Genomic DNA, 16,474 nt, shown 5'->3' with positions numbered 1-16,474 from the left:
ACAGCCCAGGGGGTGGAGGGCGGTGCGCACGGCGTCGAGGTGGCCGAGCACGCCGGCCTCCATCCGGCCGAGGGAGGACAGGCCGACGGCGGACAGGGCGTCCTGGAGGGGGCGCAGGTCCTCCCCGCGCAGCGTCACATAGTGGACGAGGTTCCGCGCCGACGCGCGGTGGCGGTCGGCAACGCGGTCGAGGCGCTCCGCATGGGCCTGCTCGGCGGCGACGATCCGCGCGCGGAGGGCGTCGATCGCCTCGATGAGCTCGGTGACGGCGGCACCGGGGGCGACGACGGGAGACTCGGCGGTCGGACGGGAGTCGGGGGCGTTCTCCGGGAGGGTCGACATGCCGCCGACCCTAGCCAGGCCCCGGCCCCCGGGGCACGGTCCCGCCCACCGCGCCCCGGGAGCGCGCAGGAGACGCCGACGGTTCAGCCCTGCAGGCGCGCCATCCAGGCCTCGACGTCCTCCGGGGTGCGCGGCAGCGCGGCGGAGAGGTTCTCGGCGCCGTCCTCGGTCACGAGGATGTCGTCCTCGATGCGGACGCCGATGCCGCGGTACTCCTCCGGGATGGCCAGGTCCTCGGCCTTGAAGTACAGGCCCGGCTCGATGGTGAACACCATGCCCGGCTCGAGCACGGCGTCCAGGTAGAGCTCGCGCCTGGCCTGGGCGCAGTCGTGCACGTCGAGCCCCAGGTGGTGGCTCGTGCCGTGCGGCATCCAGCGGCGGTGGTGCTGGCCGGCCTCGGACAGGGCCTCCTCGGGGGACACCGGCAGCAGGCCCCACCCGTGGAGGCGGCCCGCGAGCACGCGCATGGCCTCGGCGTGGATCTCCCGGAAGCGGATCCCCGGCTTCACGAGCGCGAACGCGGCGTCGGCGGCGTCGAGCACGGCCTGGTACACGCGGCGCTGGACGTCCGAGTACGTGCCGGAGACCGGCAGGGTGCGGGTGATGTCGGCGGTGTAGAGGGAGTCGTCCTCGACGCCGGCGTCCACGAGGATCAGCTCGCCCTCACGCACCGGCCCGGTGTTGCGGATCCAGTGCAGCACGGTGGCGTTGTTGCCGGATGCCGCGATCGTGTCGTAGCCGAGGTCGTTGCCCTCCTCGCGGGCCCGGGCGAAGAAGGCGCCCTCCACCACGCGCTCGCCGCGGGCGTGGCCCACGGCGCGGGGCAGGGCGCGCACGACGTCCTCGAACCCGGCGATCGTGGAGGCGACGGAGGCGCGCATCCGCTCGACCTCCCACTCGTCCTTCACCAGGCGCAGCTCCGAGAGGGCCTCGGCGAGGGCGGCGTCGGCGGCCCCGGCCGCCTGCGCGTCCACCCCGGCGTCGGCCCGGGCGGCGGCGACGACGGCGTCCATGTCCTGGTCCGCCTCGCGCAGCAGGCGCACGGCCGTGCCGGCGACGTCCTTGGTCACCGCGTTCTCCAGCTCTTCCAGGCCGGCGGTGCGCAGACCGGTGCGTGCGGCCAGCTCCGCGAGCGTGGGGCGGGGGCCGATCCAGAACTCGCCCGCGCGGGGGTCGGAGTAGAACTGCTCCGTGTCCCGGCCGGCCAGCGGACGGAAGTACAGGGTGGCCGCGTGGTCCGTGCCCGCGTCGCCCGCGCCCGCGTCCGTGGGCTCCAGGACGAGGACGGCGTCCGGCTCGTGGTCCACGCCCAGGCCGGTCAGGTGGGCGAATGCCGAATGGGCGCGGAAGCGGTAGTCCGTGTCGTTGGAGCGGACCTTGGGGCGGCCGGCCGGCACCACGATCCGCTCGCCCGGGAACATGGCCGAGACCGCGGCGCGGCGGCGCGCGGCGAACGGGGCGGAGGCGTCCGGACCGGGCAGCTCCCGGGAGACGGGCGCCCACTGCGAGGCCATGAAGGCGCGGAACGCGTCCGAGGTCGGCTTCTGCGAGCGGTTCTCCACGCGCTCGGCCAGCGGCTGCGGGCTCAGGGCTGCGCCGGAGTCCGCGGCCGCCTCGGGCGCCAGGTCGTCGTTCTGCTGTGCGGATGCGTCGGTCATGCCCCCATCGTCTCACCGCCCCGCCGCGGGGACGACGACTACGCTGTGAGCCATGTCCACGGCGCGCTACGACCTGCACACGCACTCCACCGAGTCGGACGGCACCGAGCCGGCCGCCGACGTTGTGCACGCCGCCGCTCGCGCCGGACTGGACGGGCTCGCGTTGACGGACCACGACACCACGGCCGGCTGGGCCGCGGCCGCCGACGCCGCCCGGGAGACCGGGCTGCTGCTCGTCCCCGGCATGGAGATGTCCTGCATGGCCGCGGACGGCACGAGCGTGCATCTGCTCAGCTACCTGCACGACCCCGCGGACCCGTCCCTGCTGGCCGAGCTGGGCGCCTCGCGCGACGCCCGGCTCACCCGCGCCCAGTCGATGACCGAGCGCCTGGCCGAGGACTTCCCCATCACCTGGGACCTCGTGCGCGAGCACGCCTCGGAGAACGCGACGATCGGCCGCCCGCACATCGCCGACGCGCTCGTGACGATCGGCGCCGTCCCGGACCGCTCCGCGGCGTTCTCCTCGATCCTGCGCGGCGGCTCCAAGTACTACGTGCCGCACTACGCCGTCGACCCCGTGGAGGCGGTCCGGCTCGTCCGCGCCGCCGGCGGGGTGCCCGTCTTCGCGCACCCGCGCGCCCGACTCCGCGGGCGGATCGTGGGCGACGACGTCCTGGAGGCGATGATCGAGGCGGGCCTGGCCGGACTCGAGGCCGACCACCGGGACAACCCCGAACAGGAGCGCGCGTGGCTGCGCGAGACCGCGGCGCGGCACGGACTGTTCGTCACGGGCTCCTCGGACTACCACGGGGCCGGCAAGCCGAACCTGATCGGGGAGTTCACCACCGGCTCCGAGGTGCTCGCCGAGATCGAGCACCAGGGGACGGGCGCGGCGGTCGTCCGCGGCTGAGCCGACGCGCCGCCTCCGACGCTTTCGATCGCGAAACGGACGGCGTGTCCGGGGTTGTCGTGCGCGACACGGACAACGTGTCCACGCACTTTCGTGCGCGAAACGGAGGGCGCCCCGCACCCCGGGTCGAGGGGATGCGGGGCGCCGTCGTCAATGGAGTCCACTTCACGGACGAAAGCCTCTCCCGAGGCGTTCACTTCGCGGACGAAAGCGTCCGCGCGTCAGCCGTCGATCACGTCACCGCCGCGCCGACGCGTGCGGGTGCGGCGTCGGCGCTCGCCGGAGGCGCCTTCCGAGCGCTCCGCGGCGGCCGGGCGGTCGGCCTTCTCGGCCCGCGGGGCACGCTCCGCGCGGGGCGCCCGCTCCGCCTTCACCGTCTTCTCGGGGCGCGGCGCCCGCTCCCCGCGAGGCGTGCGGTCCTCACGCGGGGGCCGATCCTCGCGGGAGGCCCGGGAGCCGCCGCCGGCGCGCCCGCCCCGGCCGCCGGAGCGCTCGCCGCGCCCGCCGGACCGGGAGCCCGACCGCTCGTCGCGACCGCCGCGGGCCGCCTTCTCCTTGGCCTCCGGGCCGCCGAGGTCCTCGAGCCGCTCGGCGTCCAGGCCGGCGAGCACGCGCTTCTCTTTCGGGAGGCGCCCCTTGGTGCCCTTCGGGATGCCGAGGTCGGAGAAGAGGTGCGGGGACGAGGAGTACGTCTCGACGGGCTCGGGCTGGTTCAGCCCCAGCGCCTTGTCGATCAGCGACCAGCGCGGCATGTCCTCCCAGTCCACCAGGGTCACCGCGGTGCCCTTGTGGCCGGCGCGGCCGGTGCGGCCCACGCGGTGCACGTAGGTCTTGGCGTCCTCGGGGGCCTGGAAGTTGATCACGTGCGTGACGTCGTCGACGTCGATGCCGCGGGCCGCCACGTCCGTGGCCACCAGGATGTCCACCTTGCCGTTGCGGAACGCGCGCAGGGCCTGCTCGCGGGCGCCCTGGCCGAGGTCGCCGTGCAGCGGGCCGGCGGCGAACCCGCGGTTCGTCAGCTCCTCCGCCACGCGGGCGGCGGTGCGCTTGGTGCGCGTGAAGATGATGGTGCGGCCGCGGCCCTCGGCCTGCAGCGCGCGCGCCACGAGCTCGTCCTTGTCCATGTGGTGGGCCCGGTAGACGAGCTGGCGGATGTCCTTCTTGGTGAGGCCCTCGTCCTCCGGGTCCGATGCGCGGATGTGCGTGGGACGGGTCATGTACCGGCGGGCCATGGCGATCACGGGGCCGGGCATCGTGGCGGAGAACAGCATGGTCTGGCGGACCTCGGGCACGGCGGCCAGGAGGGTCTCCACGTTGGGCAGGAAGCCGAGGTCCAGCATCTCGTCGGCCTCATCCAGGACCACGGTGTTCACGGCGTCCAGGCGCAGGTGCTTCTGCCGCAGCAGGTCGATGAGGCGGCCGGGGGTCCCGACGACGACCTCCACGCCGCGCTGCAGCTCCTCGATCTGGGGCTCGTAGGCGCGCCCGCCGTAGATCGTGGCGATGCGCAGCGGACGGTGCTTGGCGGCGGCCACCAGGTCGCCGGCCACCTGCACGGCGAGCTCGCGGGTGGGGGCGACGACCAGGGCCTGCGGGGCGCCGGCGGCGCCGGCCGCGACGCGCGTGTCCCAGCCCGCCTCGTCGGGGCCCACGGCCCGCTGCAGGGCCGGGATGCCGAAGCCCAGGGTCTTGCCGGTGCCGGTCTTGGCCTGGCCGATGATGTCGTGGCCGCCGAGGGCGACGGGCAGGGTCATGGCCTGGATGGGGAACGGGTGGACGATGCCCTTCTCGGAAAGGGCCCGCACGATGGGCTCTTGGACGCCGAAGTCGGCGAAGGTCTGCTCGGGGGCGGTGGGGGCGACGGCCTCCGCGGCGGCGGTGTTCTCGGTCATGGCGACTCGCAGTTCGTCTCGGGCGCCGCGGGCGGCGGCCGAGGGGCCGGGCCGGGCGCGATGGGGGAGCCGATCGCGGGAACACGGGCGGGGCCGGACTGTCCGGGCCCCGTGGAACCGGTCTGGGCCGCGTGCGAGGCGGGCCGTGCCGAATCCGGCAGGACGGGCGCCGCCGGGCCGCTCACGCGAGAGGACGGGCGGGCGCTTCAGGGTGATCAGATGCGACCGGTCATCCTGGTTCAGCGTGCGCTGTGGGGCCAGTCTACCCCGGAGGCCGTGACCTTCCCGGCGGCGACGTCGACGGCGTCGACGCGCACCCGGACGACGGTGCCGGGCTCGGCCCGGCCGGGCACCCGCAGCGACACCGCGGGGTCGGTGAGCTGCACGTCCGTGCCCTTCTCCGAGGTCCGGACCGCCGTGCCCTCGAGGACGGACCCCACCCGGGCGGCCAGCAGCGCGGCCTCGACCAGATCGGTGGCCGCACGGTCCGCGACCGAGGCCCGTCGCCCGGACTCCGCCATCAGCGCCGGCAGGTCCGGCAGCGCCCGGCGCACCCAGTCCGGGACCGGCTCTCCGGCGACGTGCGCGTGGCAGAGCACCAGCACGAAGCGGTCCACGAGGCGGCGCAGGGGCGCGGTGGTGTGGGCGTAGGGGGCGGCGAGGGCGGCCTGCTCGGGGTCCTCGGGCAGGGCGCGGAGCGCCGGGTCCACGGACCCGCGGTCGAAGGCGGTGTACCCGGCGCCGCGGAACAGGGCGGTGGCGGCGTGCATGACGGCCAGCCCACGCGGGTCGGTGGGGTCCACGGTCCGCAGGTAGGCGCCATAGTCCAGCTCCTCGCCCCACGGCAGGCCGAGGGCCCGGGTGCGGGCGCGGAAGGCGTCCACGGCGTCGGGGTCGGGGGCGGGCATGGTCCGCAGGATCCCGACGCCGGCCTCCAGCATGATCCGCGCCGCGGCCATCCCCGTCATCAGCGACAGCTGGGCGTTGTGGTCCTCCGCCGCCAGGGGGACGCGCTGCACGAGCGTGTAGGCGCCGTCCACGACCGAGATCTCCTGGTCCGGCATGGAGAGGGAGGCGCCGCCGCGCGCGGCCTCCTGGGCGGTGCGCCGTGCCCCGACCTCGGGCAGCAGGGCGAGGGACGCCCGCACCTCGGCGGGCCAGTCGGCGGCCTCGGGGGCGGCGTCGTCGTCGAGGAGGGCCTGGACCTGCGGATAGGCCAGCTGCGCGCGGGAGCGGATGCGGGCGCGCACCAGGTCGGTGGAGGCCACGGCCCCCTCCGCGTCCAGGACGAACGTCCACACGAAGGTGGGGCGCTCGACCTCGGGAAGGAGGGAGGCGGCGTCCTCGCTGAGGACCTCCGGGTGCAGGGGGACGCGCCCGTCCGGCAGGTAGACGGTCTGCCCTCGCCGACGGGCCTCGGCGTCGACGGCGCCCTCCGGCGCGACGAACCCCGGCACGTCCGCGATGGCGTACCGCACCGTGAGCTCGTCCCGGCCCGGGCCGGCCTGCAGGTGCAGGGCCTGGTCCAGGTCCGTGGACCCGGCCGGGTCCACGGTGACGAACGGCACGGCCGTCAGGTCCGCCCGGTCCGGGTCCGCGGCCACGCGGCCGGGGACCTCCGCCGCGGCGCGCTCCGCCTCGGTCAGGACGTCCGCGGGGAACTCACCGGGCACGTCGAGCTCCGCCCGCAGGGCGCGCAGGCGGGCGGCGAGGGCGGCGTCGGGGCCGCCGCGGACCTCGAGGGCGTGGTGGGGCACGGCCGGATGGGGCTGCGGTGGTCAGGCGGCGCGGATCAGACCGCGGCGAAGCCCAGCGGGGCGGACTTCTTGGCGCCGATCTCCACGAAGCCGATGCGGTCGGCCGGGACGATCACCTGGCGGCCCTTGGTGTCCGTGAGCGCCAGGGTGGTGCCGTCGGCGAGGGCGGCGTCCACGAGGGCGCGCACCTCCTGGGCGGTGTGGTCGCTCTCCAGAACGACTTCGCGGCCGACGTGCTGCACGCCGATGCGGATCTCCATGGTCACGTTCCTCTCGTCACGGGATGATGCTGCGGCAAGCCTACGGGAGCCGGGGGCGTGCGCCAGGGGGGCGCCGGGCGTTCACCCCGGGGCGTAACACGGCGCGGCTCAGGACGCGCCGTCGACGCGGTCCGGGATCGCGTCCAGGCCCAGCCACAGCACGTTCTCCACGACCTCGGCCGCCTTCGCGGCGGTGGGCCGAGGTGGGGGAGTCCATGTAGCGGAACACGGCGTGCACCGCGCTGCGGACGCGGGTGCGGTTGTCTTGCGTGGAGGCGATGCCCTCGACGATCAGGGCGCGCAGGCGCTCCACCTCCGCGTCCAGGAGCTCCAGGAACAGCTCCTGCTTGCCCCCGAAGTGCTGGTACACGACCGGCTTGGACACGTCGGCCCGTTCGGCGATCTCATCCATCGACGTGCCGACGTAGCCCTGCGCCGCGAAGACGACGCGGGCGACCTCCAGGAGCTGGCCGCGCCGCTCGGCCCGGGGCAGGCGGGCGGGACGGCGCGCGGGGGCGGCCACGGCTCAGGCGGTCCTGCGGGCGTCGTCGGCCTCGGTCGCGGGGCAGGCGTCCCCGGGGGCGTCGGCGGGTCGCGTGCCGGGCACCGGGATGTCGAAGAGGACCTCGAGGGCGTGCTCGAACTCGTCGAGGCGTCCCTGGGCGGCCAGCTCCCTGGCGCGCACGCTCGGGGTGTGCAGCAGCTGGTTGACCATGCGCCGCAGGGCGAACTGCACCTCGTCCGCGGCGGCGGTGCAGCCGTGACGGGCGCGCACGCGCTCCATCTCCCGGTCCAGCGCGGCCATCGTGTGTCCGCGCAGGGCCTTGATGGCCGCGTCAGCGGTGCGGCCGCGACGCGCGGAGGTGTACTCCTCGAGCGCGGTCTCCACGAGCCCGCGCGCCTCGGCGACGGCCGCCTGCGCCTGCTCGGGGGCGGCCAGCCGCACGGACTCGAGGGTGATCAGGTCCACGCCCTCGAGCTCCCCGACGGCGGGGTCGAAGTCCCGGGACAGGGCCAGGTCCACCACGGTGACCGGCCGCTCGGCGCCGCGGCGCAGCCCGGCCATCCGTTCGGGGCTGATCTGGCGGTCGCCGCCGGACGAGCCGATGATCACGTCGGCCTCGGCGACGGCCCCGGCCACGTCCGCGCCGCCGAGGGCCAGCGCCCAGCCGCCGCGGTCGGCGACGAACTGGGCCGCGCGGCCGGAGGCCGAGTGCACGCCGACGGCCTGGGCGCCGCGGTCGGCCAGCTGGGCCAGGGTGGTGCCGGCGTACGCGCCGGTGCCGATCAGCAGGACGTTGGCCTCCTGCCAGAACGTGCGGCGGGCCATGGCGTCGGTGAGGCCGCGCAGCTCCTCGGCGAGGTCGAGGGCGACGGAGACCACGGAGCGTCCGGTGGCCCCGAGCGCGGTGTGGGAGCCGACGTCCTTCGCGGTGCGGGTGGCGGACTCGAACAGACGCGTCAGGCTGCCGGTGGCCGTCCCGGCGTCGCGCGCGTCGACCAGGGCGCGGCGCACCTGGCCGGCGATCTCGCGCTCGCCCACCACCGCGGAGTCGAGGCCGGCCCCGACCTCGAAGAGGTGGCGGGCGGAGGCGTCGTCGTCGAGGACGCGGAAGGCGCTGCGGACGGCGTCCTCGGGCAGGCCGGACTGCTCGGCGATCGCGGCGACGATCCGCTCGCGGGCCGCGTCGGCGTCGCGGGCGTCGGCGTACACCTCGACGCGGTTGCAGGTGGCCAGCACGACCGCCCCGTCGTCCGTCGAGGACGCCAGGGCGGAGCCGACGCCCGCGGACCCCGCGCTCAGGCGGGCGACGGTGTCGAGGCTCAGGTCTTTGTGGGAGGCCACCAGGGAGAAGACAGTCACAGCAACGTCCATCTTAGCCCCGTGGTCGCCCGGGCCCGCCCCGTGGCGGACCACCGCCCGCCAGAGCGGGCGGTGGTGTGGCGTGCGCCACGCGGATGCGGCGTCGGCGGGCTCCGGATGGGATGATCGTGGGCATGTCCGCCATGACCACGCCCCCCGGCCTGCCTGCGGAGCATCCGCTGAGCACGGCCGACCCCGCCCGTTCGACCGCCGACGCGCCTCTGGTGTGCGCCCTGCGCGGCCGACGCCCGCACCGGCACCCGGTCTGGTTCATGCGCCAGGCCGGCCGCTCCCTGCCGGAGTACCGGAAGGCGCGGGAGGGCGTCGGCATGCTCGAGTCCTGCCTGCGCCCGGAGCTCGCGGCCGAGATCACCCTGCAGCCGGTGCGCCGGCACGACGTCGACGCCGCGATCTTCTTCTCGGACATCGTGGTGCCGCTGAAGCTGGCCGGCGTGGGCGTCGAGATCGTCCCGGGCGTCGGTCCGGTGCTCGACCACCCGGTGCGCACCGCGGAGGACGCCGCCGCCCTGCCCGAGCTCGAGGACTCCGCCCTGGACGTCATCCGGGAGGCCGTGTCCCGCACGGTCGCCGAGCTGGGGCCCACCCCGCTGATCGGTTTCGCCGGCGCCCCCTTCACCCTGGCGGCCTACATGGTGGAGGGGCGTCCCTCCCGCGACCACCTGGGCCCGCGCCGCATGATGCACGGCGACCCGCAGACGTGGGCCGCGCTCGCCGCGTGGGCCGCCACCGTGTCCGGGCAGTTCCTGCGCGCGCAGCTGGAGGCCGGCGCCTCCGCCGCGCAGCTGTTCGACTCCTGGGCCGGCTCGCTCTCCGCCGCCGACTACCGCAAGCACGTCCAGCCGCACTCCGCGGCGGCGCTCTCCGCCGTGTCCGACCTGGCCGGGCCCGGCGTCGAGGGCGGCGCCCCGCTGCTGCACTTCGGCACCGGCACCGGCGAGTTCCTGGACCTCATGCGCGACGCCGGCGCCTCCGCCGTCGGCGTGGACCACCGCATCACCCTGGCCGAGGCGCACCGCCGCCTCTCCTCCCGCCCCGGCCCCGACGGGCGCGCCGCCGTCCCGCTGCAGGGCAACATCGACCCGGCCCTGCTGGGCGCCCCGTGGGAGGTCCTCGAGGCGCACGTGCGCGAGGTCGTCGCCTCCGGCGCCGCGGCCCCGGGCCACGTGGTCAACCTCGCCCACGGCGTGCCCCCGGAGACCGATCCGGAGGTCCTCACCCGGGTGGTGGAGCTGATCCACTCGATCCCCGTGGCGGACGGGGCGGAGAAGTGAGCGGGTCGGCCCTCGTCGTCGGCGGCGGGATCGCGGGGCTGCTGGCCGCACGCCGCCTGAACCAGCAGGGCTGGGAGGTGACGCTGGCCGAGGCCACCTCGGTGCTCGGCGGCACGCTCTCCGCCCGCTTCCTCGACGTGCCCTCCGTGTCCGACTCCGGCGCGGTCGAGCGGCAGACCCTCGAGCTCGACGGCGGCGCCGAGTCCTTCGCGGTGCGCGGGGCCGCCGTGCGCGCGCTCGTCGACGAGCTCGGCTTGGGGGACGACGTCGTCTCTCCGGAGCCGCTGGGCTCCTGGCTGCACGGCCCCGCCGGCGCCGTCCCCGCCCCGCGCGTGGGCCTGGTGGGCATCCCCGGCGACCTGGACGCCCCCGACGTCGCCGCGGCCCTGAGCCCCGCCGGACTCGAGCGCGCCCGCCGCGACCTGACGGAGCCGATGGACCGCTGGGCGGCCGCCCGCGCGGCCGGTGAGCCCGTCACGGTGGCCGCCCTCGTGGCGGACCGCCTGGGCGACGAGGTCCTCGAGCGCCTGGTGGTCCCCGTCGTCGGCGGCGTGCACTCCGCCGACCCGGCCGTGGTGGACGTCGAGCGCGTCGCCCCCGGCCTGCTGGCCGCGGCCGTGGAGCAGGGCTCGCTGGCCCGGGGGGTGGCCGCCCTGCGCGGCGGGCAGACCCCGGGCGCGGCGGTCGCCGGTGTCGACGGCGGCATGGCCAAGGTCACCGGCCGTCTGGTGCAGACCCTGCGCGAGGACGGCGTGACCGTGCTGCGCGGCGTGCGCGTCGCCGCCCTGTCCCGCCTCGGCGCGGACGGCCGCTGGTGGGCCCAGATCTCCGATCGGGACGAGGAGGTCGTCCGCGGCCTCGAGGCGGACCGTGTGGTCCTCGCCGTCGACGGCGTCGCGGCCTGGGAGCTGCTGGCCCCCGTCAGCGGCGACGCCCTCGATCCCGACGCCGGCCCCGCCCTCGGCGAGGGCGTCGCCCTGGCCACGCTCGTGGTGGAGGCCCCCGGCCTGGACGCCGCCCCGCGCGGCACCGGCCTGCTCGTGGCGCCCGGCACGGACGTCCGCGCCAAGGCGCTCACCCACTCCACCGCGAAATGGGCGTGGCTGCGGTCCGTGGTGGACCGTCCGGACGAGTCCGGCGCGCCCCGCCACCCGCACCGCCACGTGCTCCGCCTCTCCTACGGGCGGCACGGCGGCGCGGCCGGCGACCTCGGCTTCCGCAGTGCCGACGAGGACCTGCTGGCCGCCGCCGTCGCGGACGCCGAAGCCCTGACCGGGGTGGAGCTGTCCGCCGACGACGTGCTCGCGTCCACCGTGACCCGCTGGCGCCGGCCCATCCCCCCGCAGCACGGCCCGGACCGCGAGGCCATGGACCGCCTCATCGCCTGGGCGCAGGATGTGCCCGGCCTCGACCTCGTGGGCTCCTGGGTCCACGGGACGGGCCTGGCCGCCGTCGTCGCGGGCGTGGAGCGCACCGTGGCGCCCGCCGCCGCCTGAGACCCCGCCGGAACGAACTCACCGAAGCACCACGAAGGAAAGAGGACACCATGTCGAACACCGCGGCCCAGCCGGGCCAGGACTGGTTCACCACCTACACCGTCTTCGCGCGCCCGCAGGGCGAGCCGGGCTGGCTCGGCCTCGACGGCCGGGAGGCCAAGAAGGCCGTCAAGGAGTTCGACGGCGTCGTGAAGTCGCTGGCCACGCGCGGCGTGACCGTGCGCGGCGTCTACGACGTCTCCGGGATGCGTGCCGAGGGCGACGTGATGGTGTGGATGTACGCCCACGTGCCCGAGGACCTGCAGGCCGCCATCCGCGACCTGCGCCGCACCCGTCTGCTGGACGGGACGACCATGGTCCTCTCCGCCATGGGCGCCGACCGCATGGCCGAGTTCAACAAGGACCACATCCCCGCGTTCGCCATGGGCCGCAAGCCCCTGGACTGGCTCTGCTTCTACCCGTTCGTGCGCTCCTACGACTGGTACACCCTGGACCCCAAGGAGCGCGCCCGCATGCTCCGCGAGCACGGCAAGCTCGGCCAGGACTTCCCGCAGGTGTGGGCCAACACCACCTCCGCGTTCGCCCTGAACGACTGGGAGTGGTTGCTGGGCCTGGAGGCTCCGAAGCTCAACGACCTCGTGGACATGATGCGCCACCTGCGCGACAACGAGACCCGCCACTACGTCCGCGAGGAGGTCCCGTTCTACACGGGCCGCCTCATCGAGACGTCCGAGCTGCCCGAGGTGCTGGCCTGATGACCGCCGTTCCGACGCACCGCGTCCCCGAGGACACCCGGCGTCCCGTCCACGAGCCCGAGCGGGCCGCGGCGGGCGTCGACTACGACGCGTGCGGCGCCATGGCGCCCAAGGCCTACGACGCGCTGATCCTGGCGTCCTTCGGCGGCCCCGAGGGCCAGGAGGACGTGATCCCGTTCCTGCGCAACGTCACCCGCGGCCGCGGGATCCCGGACGAGCGCCTCGAGGAGGTCGCCACCCACTACCGGGCCAACGGCGGCGTGTCCCCGATCAACGCGCAGAACCGCGCGCTGATCTCCGCGATCGAGGCCGAGCTGGCCCGCCGCGGCCTGGAGCTGCCGGTCTACTTCGGCAACCGCAACTGGGAGCCGTACTTCCCGGACACCCTCCAGCGCGCGTACGACGACGGCCACCGCCGGATCCTCACCGTCACCACCTCCGCCTACTCCTGCTACTCGTCCTGCCGCCAGTACCGCGAGGACATGGGCCTCGCCATGGAGAGGACCGGGCTCGAGGGCAAGGTGGACCTGGACAAGACCCGCCAGTACTTCAACCACCCCGGCTTCGTGGAGCCCTTCGCGGAGGGCCTGCGCGCCGACCTGGCCTCCCTGCGCGAAGAGGTGGGCGAGGACGCCCGCGTGCACCTGCTGTTCGCCACGCACTCCATCCCCACCGCGGATGCCGCGGCGGCCGGCCCCCGCGGGCTCGCCGCAGCCCTGCGCGAGCAGGCCGGCGGCGAGCCGGGCGACGTCGAGGGCGCGGACGCGTACTCGGCGCAGCACCTCGACGTGATCCGCGAGGTGCTGGCCCGCGTGCCCGAGGCCGAGGGTGTCGACTGGTCCCTGGTGTACCAGTCCCGCTCCGGCGCTCCGCACGTGCCGTGGCTGGAGCCGGACATCAACGACGCCCTCGAGGCCCTGGCCGGCCCCGACGCCCCCGCGGACGCGGACGGGCGCGCCGTGGCCGGCGTCGTGGTGGTGCCGGTGGGCTTCGTGTCCGACCACATGGAGGTGGTCTGGGACCTCGACACCGAGGCCAAGGACACCGCGGCCGAGCTCGGCGTGGCCTTCCGCCGCACGCCGACCCCGGGGACCGACCCGCGGTTCGTCTCCGGCCTCGTGGACATCGTCGAGGAGCGCCTGGGCCGGCGGGAGGGCCGCGAGGCCGTGGGCTGCTTCCCCGCCTGGTACGACGTCTGCCGCCCGGACTGCTGCGTCAAGGTGATGCGGGACGGGTCCGTCCGTCCCACCACCTCCGCGGTGGACGCGCCGGTGCGCGGCCTCGCCGAGCACCGGGGCGAGCAGGACGGGGCCGACGACGCGGGAGCGCAGGACTCGTGAGCGGGCCGGGCGCGCCCGCCGGGGACGGGCTGCGGGTCGGCACCCGCGGCTCCGCCCTGGCCACCACCCAGACCACGCACGTCGCCGAGGCGCTCACCGACCGCTCGGGGATGCCCCACGAGCTCGTGGTGATCCGCACCGAGGGGGACGTGACCACCGGCTCCCTGGCGTCCCTGGGCGGCACCGGCGTGTTCGCCTCGGCGTTGCGGTCCGCCGTCCTGGACGGGCGCGTGGACCTGGCCGTGCACTCCCTCAAAGACCTGCCGGCCGCCCAGCCGGCCGGCCTGGAGATCGCCGCCGTGCCCCCGCGCGCGGACCTGCGCGACGCCCTCTGCGCCCGCGACGGGCTCACCTTGGCGACCCTCCCCGAGGGCGCCCGGGTGGGCACCGGCTCGCCGCGTCGCGTGGCCCAGCTGCGCGCCCTGCGCCCGGACCTGGAGCTCGTGGACATCCGCGGCAACGTGCAGACCCGCCTGGCCCGTGTGGCCGGGCACGAGGTCCACGACGACGACGCCCCCGCCGCCGCCGGCGCCCCCCGCGGGGACCTCGACGCGGTGGTCCTGGCCTGCGCCGGGCTCGACCGGCTGGGCCTGCAGCACGTCATCACCGAGCGGATCGATCCCGAGGTGATGCTCCCGGCCCCCGGCCAGGGCGCGCTCGCGGTGGAGATCCGCGAGGAGGACGGGCCGCTGCTCGGCCCGTCCGCCGTGGACCCGGACAGCCACGCCGGCCGGCTGCGCGCCGCACTGGAGCTGGTCGACGACCGCGACACCCACGTGGCCGTGACCGCCGAGCGGGCCCTGCTGCTGCGCCTGGAGGCCGGCTGCGCCGCCCCGATCGGGGCCGTGGCCCGCGTGGAGGAGGGCACGGCCGTGGACGGCTCGCCCGCCCCGCGGATCGTCATGTCCGCGATGGTCGCCGCCGTGGACGGTTCCCAGGTGCTGCGCCGGACCTCGTCCGTGCAGCTGGACGCCGTCCCGGAGGACGTGGCCGGGGACCCGGCCGAGGCCGACGAATGGATCGAGGACACGCTCTTCATGGCCGCCGGCGCCCTGGGCGTGCACCTGGCCGAGCTGTTCGTCGCCGAGGGGGCGGACCTGCTGCCCGGCACCGTGCGCGGCGTCGCGAAGCCCGACCCGGAGGCCTGAGGTGGACGGGCGCCCGCTCGTGCTCACCCGGCAGCCGGCTCAGGCCGGCACCCTCGAGGCGGACCTGGCCGCGGCCGGGCGGCGGGTGGCGTTCTGCCCGCTGACGGACTTCGAGCTGCCCCCGACGCCCGGCGGTCTGCGGGCGGTGGTCGAGGCCGTCGTCGGGGGTCGCTGCGCCTGGCTGCTGGTGACCAGTCCGAACGCGGTGCGCGCCCTGCAGGCCGCCGGGTGGACGGGCGCCGTGGGGGCGGGGGTCCGCGTCGCCGTCACCGGCGCCGGCACGGCCCGGGTGCTGGCCGACGCGGGCTGCGCCGTGGAGCCCTGGATGCCGGAGAGCGCCTCCGCGGCGGGCATCCTGGCCGAGTTCCCGGCGGCGCCGGCGGAGACGGGCGACGGCGCCCGCCGCGTCCTCCTGCCGCAGTCGGCGCTGGCCACCGCGGAGCTGGAGGAGGCGCTGACGCGGCGCGGCTGGGCCGTGGACCGCGTCGAGGCCTACCGCACCGTGCCGTACCCGGCGGACGCCGCGCGTCGCCTGCTGACGGAGGAGCCCGGGGACGCCGGGACGGTGGTCCCGGTGGCGGAGCTGGCGGGCGCGGACGTGGTCCTCACCAGCCCCTCGGCGGCGCGGGCACTGGCCGTGCACCCCGCCCTGGACGACCCGGAGCTGCGGCGGACCTGGCGACTCGTCGCGCTCGGTGCGCCCACCGCACGTGAGGCGCGCCGGCTGGGCCTGCGCCTGACCGGGCAGGCGGCCACGCCCGACGCCACGGGGATCCTCGCGGCGCTGGCCCGGCCGGTCGGCTGAGTCAGCGGGCGCCGTCGTCGGGATCCGCGGGAGCGGACCCCGCGGGGGGCTCCTCGGGATCGTCGGCGCCGCCCGAGGCGGGGGGCTCCTCGGCGGGCGCGGACGCGTCGTCGACGACGGGATGGGTGTGGACCTCGTCCTCGACGGAGGCGCCCAGTCCGGCCAGCAGGTCCACCCGCGGCTCGCGGAGGATCGCGACGGACACGTTGGCGAAGCCCGTGTGGGCGAGCAGGCGCGAGGCCTCCTCGTCCGAGAGGTCGTAGGCGTGCGCCAGCATGCGCACGTTCTCCGTGTAGAAGGCGTGAAGGCGGTCGACGCCGCGGAGGAACTCGAGGGTGTTGGCCATGCGGACACTGTCCGGCACGGCGGCGACGTCCTGGTGACCGCCGGATGAACGCCCGGCGACCACGATGCCGGACGGCCGACGGCCGACGGCCGCCGCGGCTCCGGGCGGGGCGTCGGCTCAGCCCTGCGCGCGGCGGCGCCGCTGCTTGAGGGTGACCTCCATGGACCGGCCCTCGGTGCGGGTCTCCAGGTAGGGCTGGTCCGCGACGAGCGTGGACAGCTTCGCGTGGCCGAAGTCGCGGGGGTCGAAGTCCACGTGGGTGCGGGACATGTGCTGGCCGATGAGGGACAGCGAGGCCCAGCCGTCGTCGCCGGAGGTGGCGTTCACGGCCTTGACCAGGGCGGACTGCAGGTTGATGCGGGAGGCGGGCTCGGCGTCGTCGTCGGCGTCCGCGCGCACGTCCGGCGGGGTCGGGTCCTCGGCGGTGATGACCTCGGCGGAGTCCACGTCCACGAGGACGGAGCCGCGACCGGCGCCCCGGCCGCGGCCGCGCACGGCGCGCTGCGGGGCGGCCTCGTCGGATTCGGGGGCCGGCGTCACGTCCGGGGCGGGTTCGACGACGGGGGCGGGCTCGGCCTCGGCCGGCTGCTCGGAGGCGACGTCGGCGGC

At 76.1% G+C, this 16,474-nt stretch carries 15 protein-coding genes and 1 pseudogene; 7 read left to right on the top strand and 9 right to left on the bottom strand.

Annotation, left to right across the window (positions count from 1 at the left end; all coding sequences use genetic code 11):
• Together MHY29_RS07100 and MHY29_RS07095 are read right to left on the bottom strand one after the other, a co-directional pair.
• A pseudogene (locus MHY29_RS07100) lies at positions 1-342 on the bottom strand (hypothetical protein); the annotation flags it as partial.
• 83 nt (positions 343-425) lie between these two features.
• On the bottom strand, positions 426-2,000 hold the full coding sequence (locus MHY29_RS07095) for an aminopeptidase P family protein (RefSeq protein ID WP_239239398.1): 1,575 nt from the start codon (positions 1,998-2,000) through the stop codon (positions 426-428).
• A 52-nt stretch (positions 2,001-2,052) separates the two neighbouring features.
• Between MHY29_RS07095 and MHY29_RS07090 the strand changes: the two genes are divergently transcribed.
• The gene (locus MHY29_RS07090; RefSeq protein ID WP_239239396.1) at positions 2,053-2,910 is read left to right on the top strand and encodes a PHP domain-containing protein; all 858 of its coding nucleotides are present in this window, start codon (positions 2,053-2,055) and stop codon (positions 2,908-2,910) included.
• 221 nt (positions 2,911-3,131) lie between these two features.
• On the opposite strand, the gene MHY29_RS07085 is transcribed toward MHY29_RS07090, so the two are convergent.
• From MHY29_RS07085 to MHY29_RS07065, 5 genes are all read right to left on the bottom strand, one after another.
• Complete coding sequence (locus MHY29_RS07085; protein WP_239239393.1) at positions 3,132-4,802, bottom strand: DEAD/DEAH box helicase; 1,671 nt, start codon at positions 4,800-4,802, stop codon at positions 3,132-3,134.
• A gap of 239 nt (positions 4,803-5,041) precedes the next feature.
• Complete coding sequence (locus MHY29_RS07080) at positions 5,042-6,559, bottom strand: RNB domain-containing ribonuclease (RefSeq protein WP_239239390.1); 1,518 nt, start codon at positions 6,557-6,559, stop codon at positions 5,042-5,044.
• A gap of 35 nt (positions 6,560-6,594) precedes the next feature.
• Entirely contained in the window at positions 6,595-6,819 is a 225-nt protein-coding gene (locus tag MHY29_RS07075; protein WP_224354533.1) for a DUF3107 domain-containing protein, read from the bottom strand.
• A gap of 40 nt (positions 6,820-6,859) precedes the next feature.
• A complete protein-coding gene (locus MHY29_RS07070) occupies positions 6,860-7,342 on the bottom strand; it encodes a TetR/AcrR family transcriptional regulator (protein ID WP_370643470.1) in 483 nt (160 codons plus the stop codon).
• Positions 7,343-7,345: 3 nt separating this feature from the next.
• The gene (locus tag MHY29_RS07065; protein WP_224354535.1) at positions 7,346-8,683 is read right to left on the bottom strand and encodes a glutamyl-tRNA reductase; all 1,338 of its coding nucleotides are present in this window, start codon (positions 8,681-8,683) and stop codon (positions 7,346-7,348) included.
• Between the two features lie 134 nt (positions 8,684-8,817).
• On the opposite strand from MHY29_RS07065, the gene hemE reads away from it, so the two are divergent.
• From hemE to MHY29_RS07035, 6 genes are read left to right on the top strand one after another with little or no spacing between them, the layout of a single operon-like run.
• Positions 8,818-9,975, top strand: coding sequence for a uroporphyrinogen decarboxylase (gene hemE, locus MHY29_RS07060; protein ID WP_224354536.1), 1,158 nt, complete (start codon positions 8,818-8,820; stop codon positions 9,973-9,975).
• Positions 9,972-11,471 (top strand): FAD-dependent oxidoreductase, encoded by a 1,500-nt coding sequence (locus MHY29_RS07055; protein ID WP_239239385.1) that lies wholly within the window; start codon positions 9,972-9,974, stop codon positions 11,469-11,471. Before hemE ends, MHY29_RS07055 begins: the two co-directional genes overlap by 4 nt.
• A 50-nt stretch (positions 11,472-11,521) precedes the next feature.
• The gene (hemQ, locus tag MHY29_RS07050) at positions 11,522-12,226 is read left to right on the top strand and encodes a hydrogen peroxide-dependent heme synthase (RefSeq protein ID WP_239239382.1); all 705 of its coding nucleotides are present in this window, start codon (positions 11,522-11,524) and stop codon (positions 12,224-12,226) included.
• A complete protein-coding gene (locus MHY29_RS07045) occupies positions 12,226-13,566 on the top strand; it encodes a ferrochelatase (RefSeq protein WP_370643469.1) in 1,341 nt (446 codons plus the stop codon). The genes hemQ and MHY29_RS07045 overlap by 1 nt, the downstream gene beginning before the upstream one ends.
• A complete protein-coding gene (hemC, locus tag MHY29_RS07040; RefSeq protein WP_224354539.1) occupies positions 13,563-14,714 on the top strand; it encodes a hydroxymethylbilane synthase in 1,152 nt (383 codons plus the stop codon). The genes MHY29_RS07045 and hemC overlap by 4 nt, the downstream gene beginning before the upstream one ends.
• Position 14,715: 1 nt before the next feature.
• Entirely contained in the window at positions 14,716-15,519 is an 804-nt protein-coding gene (locus MHY29_RS07035; protein ID WP_224354540.1) for a uroporphyrinogen-III synthase, read from the top strand.
• Position 15,520: 1 nt separating this feature from the next.
• Here MHY29_RS07035 and MHY29_RS07030 read toward each other — a convergent pair whose 3' ends face one another.
• Together MHY29_RS07030 and MHY29_RS07025 are read right to left on the bottom strand one after the other, a co-directional pair.
• Complete coding sequence (locus MHY29_RS07030; RefSeq protein WP_224354541.1) at positions 15,521-15,865, bottom strand: hypothetical protein; 345 nt, start codon at positions 15,863-15,865, stop codon at positions 15,521-15,523.
• A gap of 117 nt (positions 15,866-15,982) precedes the next feature.
• Positions 15,983-16,474, bottom strand: a 492-nt coding sequence (locus MHY29_RS07025; protein WP_305080751.1) for an OST-HTH/LOTUS domain-containing protein, incomplete at its 5' end; no start/stop codon positions are given.

This window comes from Micrococcus sp. ACRRV, assembly GCF_022346985.1.
Classification (GTDB): domain Bacteria; phylum Actinomycetota; class Actinomycetes; order Actinomycetales; family Micrococcaceae; genus Micrococcus; species Micrococcus porci.
Note: the sequence above shows the minus strand (reverse complement) of the source record. Positions and strands in the feature narration are given on the sequence as shown.

Coding starts and splice junctions, on each gene's coding strand:
- MHY29_RS07095 (WP_239239398.1), bottom strand. CDS start 2,000: ATGACCGACGCATCCGCACAGCAGAACGACGACCTGGCGCCCGAGGCG.
- MHY29_RS07090 (WP_239239396.1), top strand. CDS start 2,053: ATGTCCACGGCGCGCTACGACCTGCACACGCACTCCACCGAGTCGGAC.
- MHY29_RS07085 (WP_239239393.1), bottom strand. CDS start 4,802: ATGACCGAGAACACCGCCGCCGCGGAGGCCGTCGCCCCCACCGCCCCC.
- MHY29_RS07075 (WP_224354533.1), bottom strand. CDS start 6,819: ATGGAGATCCGCATCGGCGTGCAGCACGTCGGCCGCGAAGTCGTTCTG.
- hemE (WP_224354536.1), top strand. CDS start 8,818: ATGTCCGCCATGACCACGCCCCCCGGCCTGCCTGCGGAGCATCCGCTG.
- hemQ (WP_239239382.1), top strand. CDS start 11,522: ATGTCGAACACCGCGGCCCAGCCGGGCCAGGACTGGTTCACCACCTAC.
- MHY29_RS07045 (WP_370643469.1), top strand. CDS start 12,226: ATGACCGCCGTTCCGACGCACCGCGTCCCCGAGGACACCCGGCGTCCC.
- MHY29_RS07030 (WP_224354541.1), bottom strand. CDS start 15,865: ATGGCCAACACCCTCGAGTTCCTCCGCGGCGTCGACCGCCTTCACGCC.